A 19,553-nucleotide genomic window follows, 5' to 3' on the forward strand; every position below is an offset into this window, starting at 1 on the left:
TCTAATGCTCCTTATTGCTGTATGGCCTGGCGACGTAACTTATTACGCATTACCAGGAAGAGGTTGCCTTAAAGGTGTCGAGAATCCCTTGCAGTTTCCCTTCGATATCATCATTATAAGCACCAGTCTGGTTGATATAATGCATCAAGTCGCTTTCGTTATAGTTTGCATAAGCTATTAGTGCTGTTTCAAAATCACTAATTTTTTCTAGCTGAACATTTTCCAGATAACCCCGTTCAGCTGCGAACAGAACTAGCGCTTGCTGAGCGACTGACATAGGCGCACATTGTCTCTGCTTTAGCAATTCAGTTACTTTCTCACCGTGATCTAGCTGCTTGCGAGTGGCATCATCGAGCTCAGACGAAAATTGGGAGAAAGCAGCTAATTCACGATACTGAGCCAGCGCCGTTCGGATGCCTCCAGAAAGTTTTTTCATGATCGAGGTCTGAGCCGTAGCGCCGACCCGGGAAACAGAAATCCCGGGGTTTACAGCAGGCCGAATACCAGCATTAAATAGATTTGATTCTAGAAATATCTGACCATCAGTGATTGAAATTACGTTAGTTGGAACGAATGCGGAAACGTCACCGGCCTGAGTTTCAATAATAGGCAGTGCAGTTAACGAACCAGTCTTTCCTTTTACGTTGCCATTTGTATAGTTTTCAACGTATGCCGCATTGACACGAGCAGCCCGCTCTAACAAGCGGGAATGTAAGTAAAATACATCGCCAGGATAGGCTTCACGTCCAGGTGGTCTACGAAGCAGAAGTGAAATCTGGCGGTAGGCCACCGCCTGCTTAGAGAGATCGTCGTAAATAATCAGCGCATCTTGACCTCGGTCACGAAAATACTCCCCCATCGCGCAACCAGCATAAGGCGCTAGGTACTGCAGCGCGGCGGATTCAGATGCTGTGGCAACCAAAACAATAGTGTTCATCATCGCATCGTTCTCTTCCAACTTACGAACAACATTGGCAATAGTAGATGCTTTCTGGCCGATCGCCACATAAATACATTTGATACCGCTGTCGCGTTGGTTGATAATAGCGTCAATTGCTAAAGCTGATTTTCCTGTCTGACGATCCCCAATAATAAGCTCACGCTGACCTCGCCCGATAGGAATCATCGTGTCGACAGATTTATAACCGGTCTGCAATGGTTCATCAATCGACTGACGTTCAATGACATTTGGTGCGATAGCTTCAACAGGCGAGAAGCCATCGTACTCTAGCGGGCTTTTACCGTCGATATGCATACCCAGGGCATTCACTACACGGCCAAGGAGGCCTGCGCCAACCGGTACTTCTAAAATACGCCCAGTGCACTTGACTTTCATGCCTTCCGCCAAATCCGCATACTGACCCATAACCACCGCTCCAACGGAGTCGCGCTCCAGATTCAGGGCAATGGCAAAACGGTTCCTGGGTAGCGCGATCATCTCCCCCTGTGTCACTTCAGCCAAACCATGTACGCGAATAATGCCATCGCTGACAGAAACAATGGTGCCTTCATTTTTCGCTTGACTCACGACATTGAACTGAGCAATGCGCTGCTTAATTAGTTCGCTGATTTCGGTGGAATTTAATTGCATACTCTCTAGCCTCTCCTAAGACTGCAAGATGTCCTTCAGGCGATCTAAACGACCGCGTACACTTTCGTCTATCACCACATCGCCTATATGTATTACGATGCCAGCTATTATATACTTGTCAATTTTACAATTAAGCTTCACTGTACGTGCAAGACGCTGCTCCAGTGCAGTACTCATTTTCACTAGCTGCTCTTCTTGCAGCGCGTAAGCAGAAATAACATTTACTTCCACTACAGCATCCTGTGCGGCACGAAAAAGAATAAAGTGCTCTAGCACATTAGGTAGAGCTGCTAAACGCTTGTTTTCTGACATGATCCTAATCAGACTCTGAAAAAAAGCATCAATGTTTTTCTCACATACCGCGAGGAAAATTTCCGCCAGCTTTTCAGGCAACGCCGTACCCGAAAGCAGTGCAGCTATCTGCTCATTTCGGCTTACTGCAGAGGAAAACTCCAGCATTGCCTGCCAGTGTGCGACGTCCTGGTGCTCAACAGCAAAATCAAACGCCGCTTTGGCATACGGACGAGCTACAGTTACGAGTTCAGACACCAGTCACCTTCCTGATTAAAGTTCATCGATAATTTTATCTATGATGTCGGTATTATGTTCATAAAGAGAACGTTCGATGATCTTCTCAGCAGCGGCCACGGCTAGCGTAGCAACCTGCTTTCGTAAACCTTCACGAGCGCGATTATATTCAGCATTAATTTTTGTTCGCGCATGCGCCAAAATTTTATTACGTTCCATTTCAGCTGCAGTTCTAGCTTCCTCAATCACTTGCCCTTTACGCTTATGCGCCTGTTCGATAATCACCCTGGCTTCCAGCCTTGCTTGCTGTAAATGCTCGTTAGCTGCATTATGGGCGATCTCCAAATCGATTTGGGCACGTTCGGCCGCTGCCAGACCAGCAGCAATTTCTTTCTGCCGCATGTCAATAGCAGACATTAAAGGCGGCCAAACATACTTCATACAAAATAGCACAAACAAAATAAATGCAATGGCCTGACCGAGGATTGTTGCGTTAAGATTCACAGCTCTATATCTCTTGTAAAGTTAACTATTTGATGTTGGTTTAACACCAGTATCTAGACATATCAAACATGACCCAATATCGAAAGGTTATGAACCGATGAAGGTAAAGCAAACATGTAATCGAAAATTTACTTTACTCTTTAGATATTCGTCAACCACCGCTATGGCTTTGAGCGTTAAAAACATTCAGGGAATAAAAACGTCTATGTTTTCGTATCGCAACATTAAGCTACGGCAAACATTACATACAGACCCAGGCCAACGGCGATCATGGGAATGGCGTCAACAAGACCCATAACGATAAAAAACTGCGTACGTAGGAGGGGGATCAGATCAGGCTGACGTGCAGCGCCTTCTAAAAATTTACCTCCTAGGATGCCTATACCGATCGCAGCACCAATTGCCGCCAGACCCATCATCACAGCGGCCGCCATGTATAACAAATCCATATTTAGGTTTTCCATGAAAATCTCCGGTTTTTTCAGTGAATATCAGTATTAAAGTATTTTACAATCAATGGTTTTCAGAGGCCATCGCAAGATAAACGATTGTGAGAACCATAAAGATAAAAGCTTGCAACGTAATAATCAAAATGTGAAAAATAGCCCATGGCACATTTAAAATCCATTGAGACCACCAAGGTAACATGCTGGCAATTAGCATAAAGATCAACTCACCCGCGTACATGTTGCCAAATAACCTCAGGCTCAGTGAAAATGGTTTCGACAATAGACTGACACCTTCGAGAATACAGTTGATAGGAATGAAAATCGGATGATTAAACGGTCGCATAGTAAGCTCTTTGACGAAACCACCAACCCCTTTAATGGTTACACTATAATAAAGAATGAGGATAAAAACGCCAAGAGACATCGACAAGGTAATGTTAACGTCAGCGGATGGAACGACACGCATCATCGGGATTCCCAGGATGCGATCAGCAATATAGGGCAGAAAATCAATTGGCAATAAATCCATTAAGTTCATTAAAAATACCCAAACGAAGATGGTGAGTGCTAACGGGGCAATGAGCTTGCTTTTACCGTAGAACATATCTCGTACAGTGCCGTCAACAAAATCGACCACCAACTCTACGCAGGTCTGCATTTTTCCAGGGACACCGCTAGTAGCACCTCTAGCTATGCAGCTAAATATCAGCAGGAAAATCGCGCCAAGCAGGAGAGAAAAAAACATTGAGTCAACATTCAAGACCCAAAAAGACATCGAAGACTGAAGATTAACCAGTTCAAACGTACACAGGTCTACTTGGAGATTTTTCAAGTGATGGGCTATGTACTCCTGTGGAGTAATAATTGCTCCTGATGCAGACATCATGCGTCTTACCCCTTTCATTAAGTATGGCCGATAACAAGCTCTGCTATCGATATAGTCAGTACCGATAAACAGTCAGTATGCATAAACAATAGTGACGCTTGAGCATCATTTTAAGCGTGATGACCAGAAATGCGTTCATAGACGCCAGTTTCTGTGTCTCATGAGGGTAAACGACCAGAACAGACCTCCTAGATGTCAGGAGTTTTTACAAAGCTCAAGGCTTACTCAATAATATAAGCTTCATCAACTCTGCGTAGCAGGTCACTTCGCGGCATCTATAAAACTATAATGGCTCAGAGTTTATGCATTATATGTTACCCCAACACGGCTCACAGGTCCGCGAGTATGTATACATATGCTTTTTATAAGATCAGTCAAAAGATAAAACCCCGTAAATTATACTGGAATATTATTCATGTAAGGGTTATTAAGGTCTAGATATTAATTCATTGTCTTATAAATACTTTATTGATGTATTTTTATATACTAAAAATTTTATTTGGCTGAAAACGTTTACATATAAGCCCTGTACAGATAGATTGTAAACTATAGAGTTTTTTATGATGACTTATCTCTCATCGAAGCTGTCTTTATACAATTCCACTACTCTTAAATATTGCTAACCGGGCAATCTAGATACACGACTAAACCTTTGACATTACGGCTCTGGTTCTTCATAAGCAGAACCGTTCAAGCGACGATGATTATCCAGAAAGATTTTATACGGATATGCAGTCGTCTTGCCCAAATAAGTATTAGTTTAAGAGATACCGCGTTCGTATCCGGTGCGTATTTTTAATAATCTCGTTATTTTCATGGCGCCAGAGGCCCGCATCACTCATCCCGCTGCAGCGGGATGAGTGATGCGGGCCCTTCTTCAAGAGCAGATTACGGTAGTTACTTGGATTTTTACACAAAATTAAGCGACTCTGGACGATTTTTTAGCATTTCTTTAACTAGCAAAAAAGTTCGCATCATTTTCACGTCTTTAATGCTGCTTCAGCATGCATGATCATTGCATCTATTTCACGCAAATAGTGCCAGACATCGCGCCTACGATATCTTTTGCATTTTTCCATACTATTTCTGCAGACGGTTTTTTGATTTTACCAAAACTTTCAGGATAGCGCGCTAAGTAACTACACTAATTATTTGACGTAATGTTAATATTCTTAGGTTGATATCAACTATCTTTTTTCTTTTTCTCAAAATAGAATAATTTAGCAATCTTATCAGCGTCTCTTAGTATGTTTAAAGCTCAACTCAATGAATCTATTTTCACTTCGCATCTAGACATGCACCACTCATGTTGTCATCAGACCGGCGCTAACACGGCTGCTATTTAAGAAAAATTCGCACTGTAGCGCAATGCTCAAAAAATATTTTTAGTTGCTGCCTATGTTTTAGTTCGCAGCATTTCCGCTGCCACAATATAAAAGAGTACTTCAGTGCAGGCACTAGCGGCTTTTTTAACATCACCAAAAAAATGCATTGACCACGTAATATTCTAGGTCAAAATGTTCCCAGCTACATCTCAAGAGTCTGAATGATATATTCTTATATAAAAATTTTTACTGACATGCGCTTGTTTCACGCTCACTCTTATAAACCACAAGAACATTGTCACGCTGCAACGATGCAGATAAGAATACAAGCTGCCTCCTTCTATAAGCACTCTTTACACATGTACAGATGCGTACCAATTACCTCGATGGCTTAAATATCAATAACACTAAATCTTCTAAAAACAAGAAGGTTAACGAAAATGCAAGCTATAATCGGGGAATCTAGCATCTTCTGTAGCAAACACATGAACAACAGGTTATATCCCTATGTCTCTTTTTTAAGCAATACTCCCTAACTCAGAAAGTCGCTTTTTCAATTTCAACAGCACTATGTCTTGCGTATTCAATACAGCATCCGAGTAACTCAAATATCAGTAATGATATTAGGATTGCCCTCGATAACCGACCCACTTCTTTTTTTAAGCCAGATTAACAAGATGGCAATTGCCGCAGGTGTGACTCCGGAGATACGTGATGCCTGCCCGATAGATCTCGGTTTGTGATCTTGGCATTTGTCAATGACTTCCTTGGACAAGCCTGATACAGCACTGAAATCCATATTCGCTGGCAGGGGGGTATTCGCATGCTGTATCTGACGTGCGATATCCTTCTGCTGACGGGTAATATAACCCTCGTACTTAATCTGAAGTTCAACCTGTGCCCCCACCTGGTCTTCATTCACCGCTGGACTAAAGCGATCCAGGCCGGTCAGCTGGACGTAATTCATCTCGGGTCGTCGTAGCAGCTCTTCCCCACTGGCTTCCCTCATCAGTGGGGTTTTGAGTATTAAATTAAGCTGCTTTACACATTCGCTAGTAGGATTCACCCAGATCTCTCGAAGACGTTGACGCTCGAGTTCAATGCGTTCTTTCTTAACACAGAAGCTAGCCCAGCGTAGCTCATCTACTAACCCAAGTTGCCGGCCGATTTCAGTTAGACGCAGATCGGCGTTATCTTCACGCAATAGCAGTCGGTATTCGGCCCGAGAGGTAAACATACGATAAGGCTCTTTAGTGCCTAATGTGCATAAATCATCTACTAGCACACCAAGATAAGCCTGATCGCGCCGCGGGAACCAGGCATCTTTTCCTTTGGAAAACATTGCAGCATTCAGACCCGCGAGCATCCCCTGCGCAGCTGCCTCTTCGTATCCGGTGGTGCCATTGATTTGGCCTGCAAAAAATAAACCAGCAATCACTTTACTTTCCAGAGTTAACTGAAGATCGCGAGGATCAAAAAAATCGTACTCAATTGCATAGCCCGGGTGTACTATACGCGCCTTCTCTAGCCCTTTTATAGAGCGAACCATCCCTATCTGTACAGATAGGGGAAGGCTAGTTGAGATGCCATTAGGATAAATTTCATTACTGATCAAACCTTCTGGCTCAAGAAAGACCTGGTGAGCATCTCGGTCCGAGAAACGCATAACCTTATCTTCAATCGACGGACAATATCGAGGCCCGACCCCCTTGATACTTCCGGCGTAAATTGGGCTACGATCTAGATTCTGGAGGATAATCTCATGAGTCTTCTCATTGGTAGAGGTAATATAACAGGGTATTTGTCGAAGATGCTGATCTGGTGTTTTCAAAAACGAAAAGACAGGAAGAGGGGTGTCACCACGTTGGATCTCTAGACCTGAGAAATCTATACTTCTCGCATCAAGGCGCGGCGGTGTTCCAGTTTTCAGTCGATTCGCCCGGAACGGTAGCTCACGAAGACGACGCGCCAGAGAGATCGAAGATGGATCCCCTGCGCGACCGCCACTACAGTGATCCATGCCAATATGGATCTTGCCATCAAGGAATGTACCGGCCGTTAACACCACAGCACGTGCACGGAGCTTTTGCCCCATATCTGTGACTGCGCCTACCACCTGATCACTTTCTACGATTAAATCCTCTACTACCGCCGGATGAAAGATGATTAAATTAGGCTGTTTTTCCAGGGCGGCGCGCACCGCCTGATGGTAAAAGATACGATCGGCCTGTGCACGGGTCGCTCTAACCGCCGGTCCTTTACTGGCGTTTAGTGTCCTGAACTGAATGCCGGCCTTATCGATGGCCTTCGCCATCAAACCGCCCATTGCGTCAATTTCTTTGACTAAATGACCTTTACCGATACCACCGATCGACGGATTACAAGACATTTTTCCAAGTGTATCAATGTTATGAGTTAGCATCAGGGTTTGGCATCCCATGCGCGCTGCCGCCATTGCAGCTTCTGTGCCTGCATGGCCGCCACCAATTATAATGACGTCAAAATGATCGGAATACAACATGCTAGAAACACCTCACATCAAAGCGCAGCGATCATCAATGGTCTTAGCAGAAAGATTGTACGCAAGTTTAGGCGAGATGCAAGTCTCGACAATCTATCGGGCTAGTTAAAAAAGATCTTTATTTATTTAAAAAGCTAATATTATATATATTACTATAATCGTACTTATCTGTGGATAACTTTTTTTTCCTCAATGTATACATGGAATTATCTATCTTTTTATCCTGTGAATTATCGGTGACTTCCGGTGGGATAAGCTGGGGGAAACTTTTATTACATTACACACAGTAAAAAATGCATAGCTCAGGTTTAGCAGTTAGGCAAGACAGTTTTCAACGCAGCTATTGCATAACATAGGTTAGGTTATGCAATAGCTCAGAGCGCACTGCCCACGCTCCCAGAAATGCAAAAGATTTTCTACTAAATACTTTCCTGGCAGAATAGTATGATTTGCTATCATTTAATGATAAAATCTATAAAATTTTATTAATCCCGATAAGCGATCAAAATCGAATGATATTCATTTCTTGATGTTGACGTAGTTTTATACTCATGTATGATAGATAGCGTTGTTATTGGTCAGTGCTCGCATGATGTTAAAAAGGCTAAAACTCTCGTTGCATGTCAGTAATGTTAGAGCGATGCTGTCCATGCAAAGGAAAGACTCATCATCGCTAGCTATTTTTTGTAGTGCATTGTGCATTTTCAGCAACGCCCACTAACTTTTTTACTGACTACATACTTGGACATCAATAAGATCGGTTACTCACAATTCGCTAATTGAATATAATTCGGTCATTACAAACGGTATAGTAGATCCGTTCATGCTCAGACAGCTGCCCGAGTCATAGCTTTGACAGATAGCGGCCACATATTTACTAATTACCAGCTAGTGAAGATTATTATTATGCAACACAAACGGTGTTCGGCCTTTTTAAAAAGAAATGAGTATGGTTCATTGCTATGAACATTTTGAAAGTCTTGCGTGCCTACGTATTGCACGTCACGTAAACTTGATAGATGGTGAAAAAGCTTTTGAACAAAAACTAGTTTTTGGGCAGGGAGTTATGGTAATGACTGCATGTGTTTTTCTAAGAACACTGCACGTTATTTTAACGTTACTTTAAAGCGGCAACGCATAAATAGTATGACCTGATAAATATTGGGGCACCCTGCCTAAGCAGGATTACTGGGCAAATTGATCCTCATCAAAGGATGGATTGTAGCATTCTACGTGTATCAACGATTTTGTCTTCTTCAGCTGCTTTGATATTTCTTTGGCGTTAGCGCATGACATTCGATCGAGAGCATACAATATTGCTAATTTGGTACTTTTTTGCTATACATCAGCACTCATAAAGCACCTCTCGTCCGATCCATTAATTTACTGGATAAGGTCTATGCAATATCTTACCTTGTTCGATATTATGCTACCGAATTTTTTATGCTTCTGCGCCACAATCTTCAATAACCAAATGTAGTGACCAAAAAGATAATTCTAGCGCGTGCTCACGCTATATCTCCTGAAATGAAATAAGTTATTTTTTGTATAAGCCTAGTCCAAAAATATACGTTTCGGTGTTATACGATTTAAAATTGCGTCTATGTACTCCTGTAAAGACTGCAATGCAAAATCAAATGCTTGTGTTATTGTTAACACACTCTGCTTGATCTTGGCATCTAAATAACAACATGCTGATAGACGTCGCCTAAGAGAAGTGCGCTCTATGCCTGTGCTAAGAGCTACCTGATGAATGTACTCTAGCAGAGAACAGCACTGCTTAAGAGTCTGGTGTTACGTAGACCAATTAGTTATTTTAAACTGTTTATGATCAAAACGTATTATAAAAATGAACCGATTTTTCTCACCTCATGAGGACCTAACGTTCCATTTTCCCAACCAAAATCAGGGCAAAGCATGACGCTATATTATTAATCGTGATATAAATAAAAAATTCATTAAATCAGTTATTTATTTTTATATTAATAGAATTTTTCTAAAAATCATGAGCACCAAACGGCTAGACGCTTTAATGTATTTCCCGGGTCTAGATACGTAGTAAGCACGTTTTTAACATACTTTACTCTTACCTGATAACACGATGCCTGTAGGTATGGTTATGTCGAATCGAGCATTAAGTGTGGTTATTCTAGCAGCAGGCACAGGCAATCGAATGCTTTCGTCCAGACCGAAAGTGATGCATGTCTTAGCTGGTAAAGTTATGGTTCAGCACGTTATTGATACTGCAACTCAACTAGACGCATCACGCATCTCTATAGTCTATGGTCACGGTGGAGAATTATTGCGCGAACACCTGGCTGGGCACACTAATGTATTACACTGGGTGTTACAGGCCGAGCAGCGCGGCACCGGCCATGCAGTCCAGCAGGCGCTAGCCTATCTTCAGGGAGAAGAAGACATCCTCATCTTGTACGGTGACGTACCTCTTATTTCTCCCGAAACGTTGCAGCGTCTACTCATAGCACGACCAAGGGGAGGCATTGGCCTGATAACGGTAACGCTCGAAAAACCATACGGCTACGGCCGTATCGTGCGTATTAACGGCGCAGTCTCTGGTATCATTGAGCATAAAGACGCCAGTGAAGAGCAGCGGCAAATGAAGGAGGTCAACACTGGTATTTTGGTTACTGGAGGTAGTGATTTAAAACGCTGGCTAGGACAGTTAAACAACAATAACGCAAGAGGTGAGTTCTATCTAACGGACATTATAGCCATGGCTTGGCGTGAAGGTCGTAGAATCAGTACAGTTCAACCCACACGGCATAGTGAGGTCCTGGGTGTGAATAATCGTCTACAACTTGCGCATCTGGAGCGGCTGTTTCAACGAGAGCAAGCTGAACGTCTTCTGCTTTCCGGGGTCATGCTATCAGATCCTGAACGTTTTGATTTGCGCGGAGAATTACAGCACGGAAAAGATGTATTCATTGACGCTAATGTAATCTTAGAAGGCCAAGTAACGCTGGGAAACCGTGTAAGAATCGGTACAGGTTGCGTACTAAAAAATGCGATCATCAGTGATGATGTAGTCATTAGCCCTTACACAATGATCGAAGATGGACGAGTCGCCGCGCATAGCACACTAGGTCCATTTGCCCGCCTTCGCCCCGGTAGCGAGCTGGGGGAGGGAGCGCACGTGGGTAATTTTGTCGAGATAAAACAGGCCCGATTAGGTAAGGGGTCGAAAGCTGGTCATCTTAGCTACCTTGGGGACGCTGAGGTCGGGGCACATGTCAATATCGGCGCTGGTACGATCACTTGTAATTATGATGGCGCCAATAAGCATAAAACCGTTATTGGTGACGATGTGTTCATCGGATCCTATAGCCAACTAATAGCACCGATAACCATTGGCCATGGCTCTACAATCGGTGCGGGCACGACCGTGACACACGATGTGGCTGATGGTGAAATGGTCATTAGTCGCATACGTCAGTTTTCTGTAGCTAACTGGAAGCGGCCATTAAAGAAAAAGTAATAAATTAGAGGGTTGTGAGCAGTCAGTGGCTCCCTGAAAGCAGCCTAACTTTAGTTAGTCGACAAGAACTGTGAATGATGCATTGGCAGTGTGCTACCCCCCCCCTTGTGCCGAGTAGATGCGATAGTGCTAACATGATGGCAATTTCGGCCGTCCAATTAGGAATAAACGAGATGTGTGGAATAGTGGGCGCAGTTGCACAGCGTGATATTGTTGAGATCCTTCTAGAAGGGTTACGTCGTCTTGAGTATCGTGGCTATGATTCTGTTGGACTGGCGGTTGTGACTAATGAAGGGCATTTACAGCACCTGCGTCGGGTAGGTACAGTGAACACACTGATGGAGGCGGTGCCCATGAACATGCTTGCTGGTGGTATAGGGATCGCCCATACGCGCTGGGCGACTCACGGTGAGCCGACAGAAAATAACGCACATCCTCACATTTCAGAGCACATTGTAGTCGTCCATAATGGTATCATCGAAAATCATGAACTTTTGCGTGAGCGGCTACGCGAATACAACTATACGTTTGTTACACAAACGGACACTGAAGTCATTGCGCATTTAACACATTGGGAGCAGAAACGAGAGGGCGGCGCTCTTTATGAAGTCATGAAACGTGTGGTCAGAGCACTGCGAGGTGCATACGGAACGGTTGTTATGGATATACGGAATCCTAGCGTGCTCGTGGCCGTACGCTCTGGTAGTCCACTGGTTATTGGCTGCGGCGTTGGCGAGAACTTTGTAGCGTCTGATCAATTGGCGCTGCTACCAGTTACTCGTCGCTTTATGTTTCTAGAGGAGGGCGATATTGCTGAAATTACCCGCCGTACTATTAGGATATGGGACCAAGCTGGCAATAATGTAGAACGTTCGGTAATCGAATCCCATGCACAAGACGACGCGCGTGATAAAGGACTTTACCGTCATTATATGCAAAAAGAGATTTTTGAACAGCCTCAGTCGATCAAAAACACGCTGGAGGGTCGCTGCACGAATAGCATGGTAACATTGTCCGAATTGGGCGACAGTGCCGATGCATTACTATGTCAAGTAGAACATGTACAGATTACTGCCTGCGGCAGTTCCTATCATGCAGCTATGGTCTCCCGATATTGGTTTGAGGAGTTGGCTGGCGTGCCTTGTAATGTAGAAATCTCTTCTGAGTTCCGCTATCGAAAATCCGCATTACGCACTGGTAATCTATTGCTTACACTCTCCCAATCTGGCGAAACAGCCGATACGCTAGCAGCGCTGAAGTTGACCAAGCCTCTTGGCTACTTAGCTTCATTGACTATTTGTAATGTCGATCATTCTTCATTGGTCCGAGAATCTGATATGGCGCTGATGACCCGGGCAGGTACTGAGATTGGTGTGGCCTCTACGAAAGCGTTCACGACCCAGTTGACCCTGCTATTGATGCTAGTAACACGTATCGGTCGCATGCGGGGGATGGATAAGACTCTAGAGAAAAGCATCGTTCATGCGCTACAGATTCTTCCTGGCCGCATCGAGCAGATGCTGTTGCTGGATAAGTCCATGGCAACACTAGCGAAATCCTTCTCTGAAAAACGGCACGTTCTTTTTATCGGCCGCGGCAATCTTTATCCTATTGCCATGGAAGGGGCATTGAAACTAAAAGAAATCTCATATATTCATGCCGAAGCCTATGCCGCAGGGGAATTGAAACATGGACCGCTAGCTCTGATCGATACCTATATGCCTGTCATTGTTATTGCACCCAAAAATCAATTACTGGAGAAGCTAAAATCTAATATCGAAGAGGTGCGTGCACGTGGGGGATTGCTGTTTATTTTTACAGAAGAGGCAACCGGCTTTACTAGTAGCGCAAATATGAACATTATCTTGCTACCGAAGGTAGAACATATTCTTGCGCCCATTTGCTACACCGTGCCAATGCAATTGCTGGCCTATCATATCGCCACAATTAAAGGGACAAACATCGATCATCCACGTAATCTAGCTAAATCAGTAACGGTAGAATAGTTTGCAATAAAAGTTAAATTTCTAGACTCTTATATAATTACGATATGTGTTGGGAAAACAATATTTTAAGAGCTTTGATGCATAAAAAAGGCATTTTTTGACACATTAGCTTTTATCAACAAACGTTGTTAAGAGATACATATGGTATATGATATTTCTAATAAAAAAGTGTGATTTGCTGGTGAAGAGTTTTTTGACAAAATGATATCATTATTATCAACGACTATTATGGCAAAACAGCGCTAATTGACTATCTATAAGTGTTTTAAAAGGCAGAGTTAATAGGGGGAAGGCGACACAGACATATAACTATTGCGGTCAGCAGGAGATAATGATAACGTGTAATTTCTGGGGTTTTCATTATATACTTAGAAGAAAATTTATGATTGAGCGCTAGTCAGAAAAAAAACAAAAATACAAATTTTAATTTCTTACCTCGCAGTTACGCTCACCCTATCGTGAGCGCGCTAATATTATTTCCCGAATTATTTCGGGATAAGTGCTTTTTTATCTGATCAAACATGCTCCATAAAGCTCTCCAAGAGTTTGAATTATATAAAAGCGCTTGATTTTTCCAAGTATAAGGGTATGAATGGCTTTTCTTTTTCGCCATCAAATACAAACTAGATACGATACACTAAAGATAGTGATGTTTTTATGTCCGTCTCTTTTGTAGCATTCCTTATTGGCATTTTATTCCACGTAATATTATGTGCAAATAATAAAGAAAAATGATTATTTATGTCAACATTCAATGCTGTTTCAGAATGAATCATCGCATTACCATTAGCAAATATTGATAGCCCTTGAGTAAATTTTGCATAATTACTTAACTGATAAGTGTATGCAGCAGAGCCATAAACCAATGCCTGCGTCATTCTACCGCCACCATCATGCTCGTCGTGACGCATACCTGGACCGGCTTCTAAACGTAAGTTATGATTTTGTGCTTTAAGAATTTGTCGTCCATACCCCCCTATGAATGTATTCCGGGAACGATAACCATTAAATCTATCCCCTAACCAGTCGGCTTGCGTAAAAAGATAATGATCATCATTGATATTATGTCTTGCTCTGGCTCCAGCTTTATATTTTTCTAAATTTAAATGATCATCTTCTGCATTCTTATCTACTGCTCCCCACGCGCTGTACGCGTTGTTTGTCTGAAAAAACGTGAGCGTTGTATTAATAGATAGATTAGATTTAGAAATATTTCCACTCTGGGCGTTATAGTTTGTTTCAAAATTACCTTCAAAATCACGCCGTGTTGTAGCAGGATCATCTATCACCATAAAAACATCTGTATCAGCGAAGGCTGAGAAGCTGGCTATAGGCATCAAAGCCAATGAGTAAATCATTTTTTTTTTCATAGTACTCTCCAAATTTATAGATAATGTAAAATCAGAAAAGCTTCATGATAGCTGTAAAAAAACCATCACGCTCATCATAACGCTCGTTATGTTAATGAATATTAATAAAAAACATGTTCTCTTTTCGGTGAAGGTAATCTATTACTGAGTGCACTATCACATCATGTAGTTAGGCATCACGAAAAGAGCGCATCAGAAATGACCAGCATGTTCTACGAAAAATTTATAGCAGAAAAAAGAAATCTTTATTTTTATCCACTTTACTTTTGATGACACGCGTTTTATTAAAGCGCCCAATATCTATATGTACCAAGGTACTGTAGCATCGGCATTCTGATAATGCGCTATCGTTTCTTGTTGGAAAGACATGCTTTTAACGCTTGATTCTTTCTGAACTTTAGCAAAATGATACCTTAAACCAAAAAAGTTAGGGGGACTGTTTTCTATCAGTAAAATTGTATTTACATCTCTACATGCATCGAAAGTGCTCATAATATTCTTTCTTCTTATTCTCGATCGTATGTTGAGTCGCTGCATTCATTACTTCGTACGAGCTTGTTAAATATCGATGTGTATACCTGCTAAAACCTAGTGTTTTTTCGGGAAAATATCGCACGCTAGAGGAGAAATGTAATCCTGTTTATTATATTTGAAAGCTACTATTAGGTTTCTTTTTTCAAGGAAGTATCACTATAGCGCTTTCTGTTTTGGTAAAACTAGTCTCAGATAGCTGAATACATTAACAATGAGAAGAAAAACTAGGATACTGGCTGTAGTTAAAAACTAATTTTTCATACAATATACCTTTGTTAAGACTTTCCGAGAGAGAATCAAGATTCTAAGCATGGGAATACATTAATGCATTCGTCTACTTTTTTCTTAATCTTCAGACTACACTGTCTTCAGGTTAGATGCACTTACTCCTCTCTTGCCCGAATGAGCGCATCATGCGTAGGAATCGGATGATAACTAATCGATAGATGTTAGTTGAGTATAACTAAAAATCGATTTTATTGAATGATTTAAGTTTTAATTTCTATTAAAAATTTATTTATTTAACAATGAATGCTTTTTTGTTATCAATTCAAAAAAATATATTTTTGATCACGAATAGTGTTTCACACATCGAATGTTAGCTAGCTAACCAATGTTAATGCGATGCTGGTAATGTTTAACAGGCTTAATCTTATAAGTCGGTTTAGCACTTGCACTATTGAATCTCTATATGTCCCTGTGACACATAATTATATGGCTTCAGATAGCCACCCAAAAGTTTATGTTTAATTATTGCATGGCTGTGTTGGCTAGTAAGAAAAAAGCTAATCAACTGTTTTTAAAAGGTTCTTCTTACTTCTGCATATTGTTAAATAAATCAAAATTTATATATCATTCTCTAAGCTAACGATGGCTGTTGTTTCTAATTAAGACTCTATATTCATTCAACGATATTTTACAACCACTAACTGGCATATTGATACAATTTTTCAAATAGCGTGCTTCGCTGAAGGTGAGAATGGAGCAGTAGGTCATGAGTACATGGGTGTATGCGACAACATAAGGCCTCTTGACGGTCTGAAGCACTTTTTAAAATTATTGCATGTTTATTAAAATGCTCAAATTATTCTTAGCTTGATTATAGAAAAAGACAGTTTTATCAGCATAAAAACGTCAATATGCAGTTAAATCACCTCATAGATAGCAGCAGTCTTAAACTAGTTCGCGCAGTAGCATAAACAGTCTAATGTCTTTGTATTGAAAAACAGAGCGTGGTGAAATGATAGATTTTCGGTGTTATTATAGATCACGTAACCGATATGGTATATATAGAGCATTATACTTTTCTATGAAATATTCGCAAAAAATATGCTTCTTCATTGCGAGTACACTACTTCTTATCACTTCTGCCTGCATGTAGTAAATGTTGTAGTGATGTATCGTGCTCACTGAGACAATAGTGTAACATCTCTTTATTTAACACTTTTTCGCGATATGTGACATAATCTGTTCACTAGAAATGATAGCTAGCCTCTAGAAGCTTTTTATAAATCACACACGCTAAGCCATCCGTTCAGTGTCGACTGAAATCTATTTACTATAAAAACCACTTCCATCTTCCTCTTTCGAGGAAGATGGAAGTGGTTAATCCTACTGCAGATCATTGCTCAATATTCAGCACCAGCCTTATGCCGATGTTAGGCATAGATTCAGCGTAAATACACCGATAATCATTATCGTGTATGCGGCGATCATAGATGATACTCGGGGCACATATTGCTGCTTATCATCAGAAGAGACAATGCCTGAAAAACTATCTTTTATACTCCTAAGCACGCATCGGAGTTTACATGATGATAATACGAACGCATGCGAGGTAATGATGCTGGTAAAATACTTACTCAAATATAATTGTTAAAAATAACAAACACTCTTAAGCTTATGTAACAATACCTCTATTAGGCTCTCACGTGTAAAAAATTTTTTTATTCAACAAATTTTACATCATACTTTATTGCCATAGTGCGTTCATGATATTATAGAGTATAATAAATAAATAGGAGTCACTATCACATACATATTATAAGAATATTGTACTCGACAGTACAGTAAGTAATTAAAAATATATCTCATTGTATCTTTTAATGAGCATATACGATCACAATGAGATCATAGGATGAGTGTTGATTATGGCAAAAACACGATTACAGTGAAAATATTTTTTTTCACTAAAGAAAATAAAATTCTTTCCAAAAAAAGATCGTATTTAGCGTAAGCTATTGCGGCTGAAATGGAGTCATACATTCAAAAAATAGGTCGCTTTAGTCAAGCATAAATCATAGGATGCTTGTCCCTTATTACCGTATTGGTGTTGTAGTGCTTCTGACAGGGCGATACGACCATAAACAATGAACTGTGATGTAGGAGAGATTATTAATGTTGAGAGGAAGCATTGTTGCCATGGTTACTCCTATGGATGAGAAGGGGGCTATCGATCAGATCAGTCTGAAAACATTAATTGATTATCATGTTGTCAGCGGTACCTCAGCAATCTTGGCCGTTGGAACGACAGGCGAAATGTCTACTCTGAGCAAAAAAGAGCACCGTAATGTGGTGGGGTGGGTCCTGGAGATCAGCGACGGACGCATTCCGGTCATCGCAGGTACTGGTGCCAACTCTACCTACGAGGCTATCTCACTAATGCATCGCTTGAATGATAGCGGTATTTTGGCATGCCTTAGCGTAACACCATACTACAACTGTCCGAGCCAGGAAGGTTTATTCCAGCACTTTAAAGCTATTGCTGAAAGCAGTGATTTACCGCAGATCTTATATAATATTCCAGCTCGCACAGGCTGCGATATGTTACCGAGGACAGTAGCTCGTCTAGCAGAGATCAAAAACATTATTGGCATTAAGGAAGCAACAGGAAATTTGAGTCGCGTTAGTCAGATTCAAGAGCTCGTTAATGCTGATTTCCTTCTACTAAGTGGCGACGACGCTAGCGCATTAGACTTCATGCGACTCGGTGGCATAGGTGTGATTTCTGTGACGGCGAACGTAGCTGCGCAAGAAATGACCCAGCTGTGTGCTTTGGCGGCTTCTGGAAATTATTCTGAAGCCCGACGTCTCAATCATCGATTAATGACGCTCCATCAAAACTTATTTTTTGAACCTAGCCCCATACCTGTAAAATGGGCCTGTAAAGCATTGGGATTAATAACGTCTGACGCCCTGCGCCTACCAATGACCCCCTTGAGCGAGGGGGGAAGATGGGTGCTCAGACGTGCCTTAAAAAACGCAGGCTTTCTGTAATTTTTAGGTATCTTTAATGGCTGAATTACAGAAAAAATCCAGGATACCGAAGGGGATAGGTGTCACGGTTATATTTTTTTTATCCGCATGTGCTAGCGAGCATCGCCACCAACATCAGGTAAATGGAGGCAATGAAGAGTACCTACAAGCACCGTCTCTACACGCGCTTAGCGCTCCTGCTGGTATAACGCTGCCTGTGAAGAATAGCGACTATGATATTCCTTTGGTTTCGTCTACTGGTGAGATAGGCGCAAGCCTTGACATCCGTCCCCCCGCTCAACCGTTAGCATTGCTAAAGGGTTCAAGCTCAAAATATGCTAATAATAGGGCTATCATCCAATTTGATAATAACGCACATAGTTACGTTATCTGGTCGAAGATAATATCGGTCGTGAAAAGTAAGGGTTATCCTATCGCGTCATCTCAGAACGAACAAAAACGCCTGAAGACGGATTGGGTCTTATGGACTCGTGTTGATGAAGATAAACAGTATAGCGGTCGTTACCAAATCAGCCTCACTTTATCAGGATATCAATCGTTTTTAGAGGTGACCTCTCTTGATCTTCGCCAGCAGGAGCAGCTAGTTACCCGCCCAGAATTAGTACAGCGCTATACTGTTGAAATGCTCAACAGTATAGCAAGCGAACTCCAGAAGATTAACATTCAACATGTTAACCATAGATCTGAGCATGATCTTTCCAATGTGAGCGTGAAAAGCGCTGTAAGCGAAAGCGGGTTACCAGTAATACTAATACTCGCACCATACAAAACTGTGTGGGCACATCTTCCGGAAGCCTTATCTCGCATAGGGATAAGGGTTAAAAATGTCAGCCAACCGCTGGGAAGCATCACGGCGACCTATGACGCTTCATCTAAAAAAATCTGGCTTCATTTAGGGATTGAAGATCTAGCGTTGCATAACGGCAACTATAAATTACAAGTTGGTGATCTTGGGACCCGTAGCATACTGCAGTTTACTGACCCGAAAGGACACGCCTTAACTCAGGCGAAAAACGATGCGCTAGTAACCGTATTGCAGGTAGCATTCAGTTAATTACACGGTTCTT

General features: G+C 41.7%; 11 protein-coding genes. 4 read left to right on the top strand and 7 right to left on the bottom strand.

All coding sequences use genetic code 11. The annotated features are described in order from the left end of the window. Positions 1–49 precede the first annotated feature (49 nt). The 6 genes from atpA to mnmG form a co-directional block, all read right to left on the bottom strand. On the bottom strand, positions 50–1,591 hold the full coding sequence (atpA, locus tag A359_RS02710; RefSeq protein WP_014888329.1) for a F0F1 ATP synthase subunit alpha: 1,542 nt from the start codon (positions 1,589–1,591) through the stop codon (positions 50–52). A 15-nt stretch (positions 1,592–1,606) separates the two neighbouring features. After that, the gene (gene atpH / locus A359_RS02715; RefSeq protein WP_014888330.1) at positions 1,607–2,140 is read right to left on the bottom strand and encodes a F0F1 ATP synthase subunit delta; all 534 of its coding nucleotides are present in this window, start codon (positions 2,138–2,140) and stop codon (positions 1,607–1,609) included. A gap of 15 nt (positions 2,141–2,155) precedes the next feature. Next, positions 2,156–2,623, bottom strand: a complete 468-nt coding sequence (gene atpF / locus A359_RS02720; RefSeq protein WP_014888331.1) for a F0F1 ATP synthase subunit B — start codon at positions 2,621–2,623, stop codon at positions 2,156–2,158. 224 nt (positions 2,624–2,847) lie between these two features. Further along, positions 2,848–3,087, bottom strand: coding sequence for a F0F1 ATP synthase subunit C (gene atpE, locus A359_RS02725; RefSeq protein ID WP_000429386.1), 240 nt, complete (start codon positions 3,085–3,087; stop codon positions 2,848–2,850). Positions 3,088–3,136: 49 nt separating this feature from the next. Then, entirely contained in the window at positions 3,137–3,955 is an 819-nt protein-coding gene (gene atpB / locus A359_RS02730) for a F0F1 ATP synthase subunit A (protein ID WP_044104738.1), read from the bottom strand. A 1,932-nt stretch (positions 3,956–5,887) separates the two neighbouring features. Beyond that, positions 5,888–7,804: a tRNA uridine-5-carboxymethylaminomethyl(34) synthesis enzyme MnmG gene (mnmG, locus tag A359_RS02735; protein ID WP_014888333.1), complete on the bottom strand. Its 1,917-nt coding sequence runs from the start codon at positions 7,802–7,804 to the stop codon at positions 5,888–5,890. A 2,119-nt stretch (positions 7,805–9,923) separates the two neighbouring features. Between mnmG and glmU the strand changes: the two genes are divergently transcribed. Both glmU and glmS read left to right on the top strand, forming a co-directional pair. Continuing rightward, positions 9,924–11,300 (top strand): bifunctional UDP-N-acetylglucosamine diphosphorylase/glucosamine-1-phosphate N-acetyltransferase GlmU, encoded by a 1,377-nt coding sequence (gene glmU, locus A359_RS02740; protein WP_014888334.1) that lies wholly within the window; start codon positions 9,924–9,926, stop codon positions 11,298–11,300. A gap of 173 nt (positions 11,301–11,473) precedes the next feature. Then, positions 11,474–13,306 carry a glutamine--fructose-6-phosphate transaminase (isomerizing) gene (gene glmS / locus A359_RS02745; RefSeq protein WP_014888335.1) on the top strand — a complete coding sequence of 611 codons (1,833 nt, stop codon included), beginning with the start codon at positions 11,474–11,476 and terminating at the stop codon, positions 13,304–13,306. A 623-nt stretch (positions 13,307–13,929) separates the two neighbouring features. On the opposite strand, the gene A359_RS02750 is transcribed toward glmS, so the two are convergent. Continuing rightward, complete coding sequence (locus A359_RS02750; RefSeq protein WP_014888336.1) at positions 13,930–14,676, bottom strand: DUF481 domain-containing protein; 747 nt, start codon at positions 14,674–14,676, stop codon at positions 13,930–13,932. 2,931 nt (positions 14,677–17,607) lie between these two features. On the opposite strand from A359_RS02750, the gene dapA reads away from it, so the two are divergent. Beyond that, on the top strand, positions 17,608–18,486 hold the full coding sequence (dapA, locus tag A359_RS02760) for a 4-hydroxy-tetrahydrodipicolinate synthase (protein ID WP_014888337.1): 879 nt from the start codon (positions 17,608–17,610) through the stop codon (positions 18,484–18,486). A 16-nt stretch (positions 18,487–18,502) separates the two neighbouring features. Then, entirely contained in the window at positions 18,503–19,540 is a 1,038-nt protein-coding gene (gene bamC / locus A359_RS02765; RefSeq protein ID WP_014888338.1) for an outer membrane protein assembly factor BamC, read from the top strand. Positions 19,541–19,553: the final 13 nt, after the last annotated feature.

Source organism: secondary endosymbiont of Ctenarytaina eucalypti, from assembly GCF_000287335.1.
Lineage (GTDB): Bacteria > Pseudomonadota > Gammaproteobacteria > Enterobacterales > Enterobacteriaceae.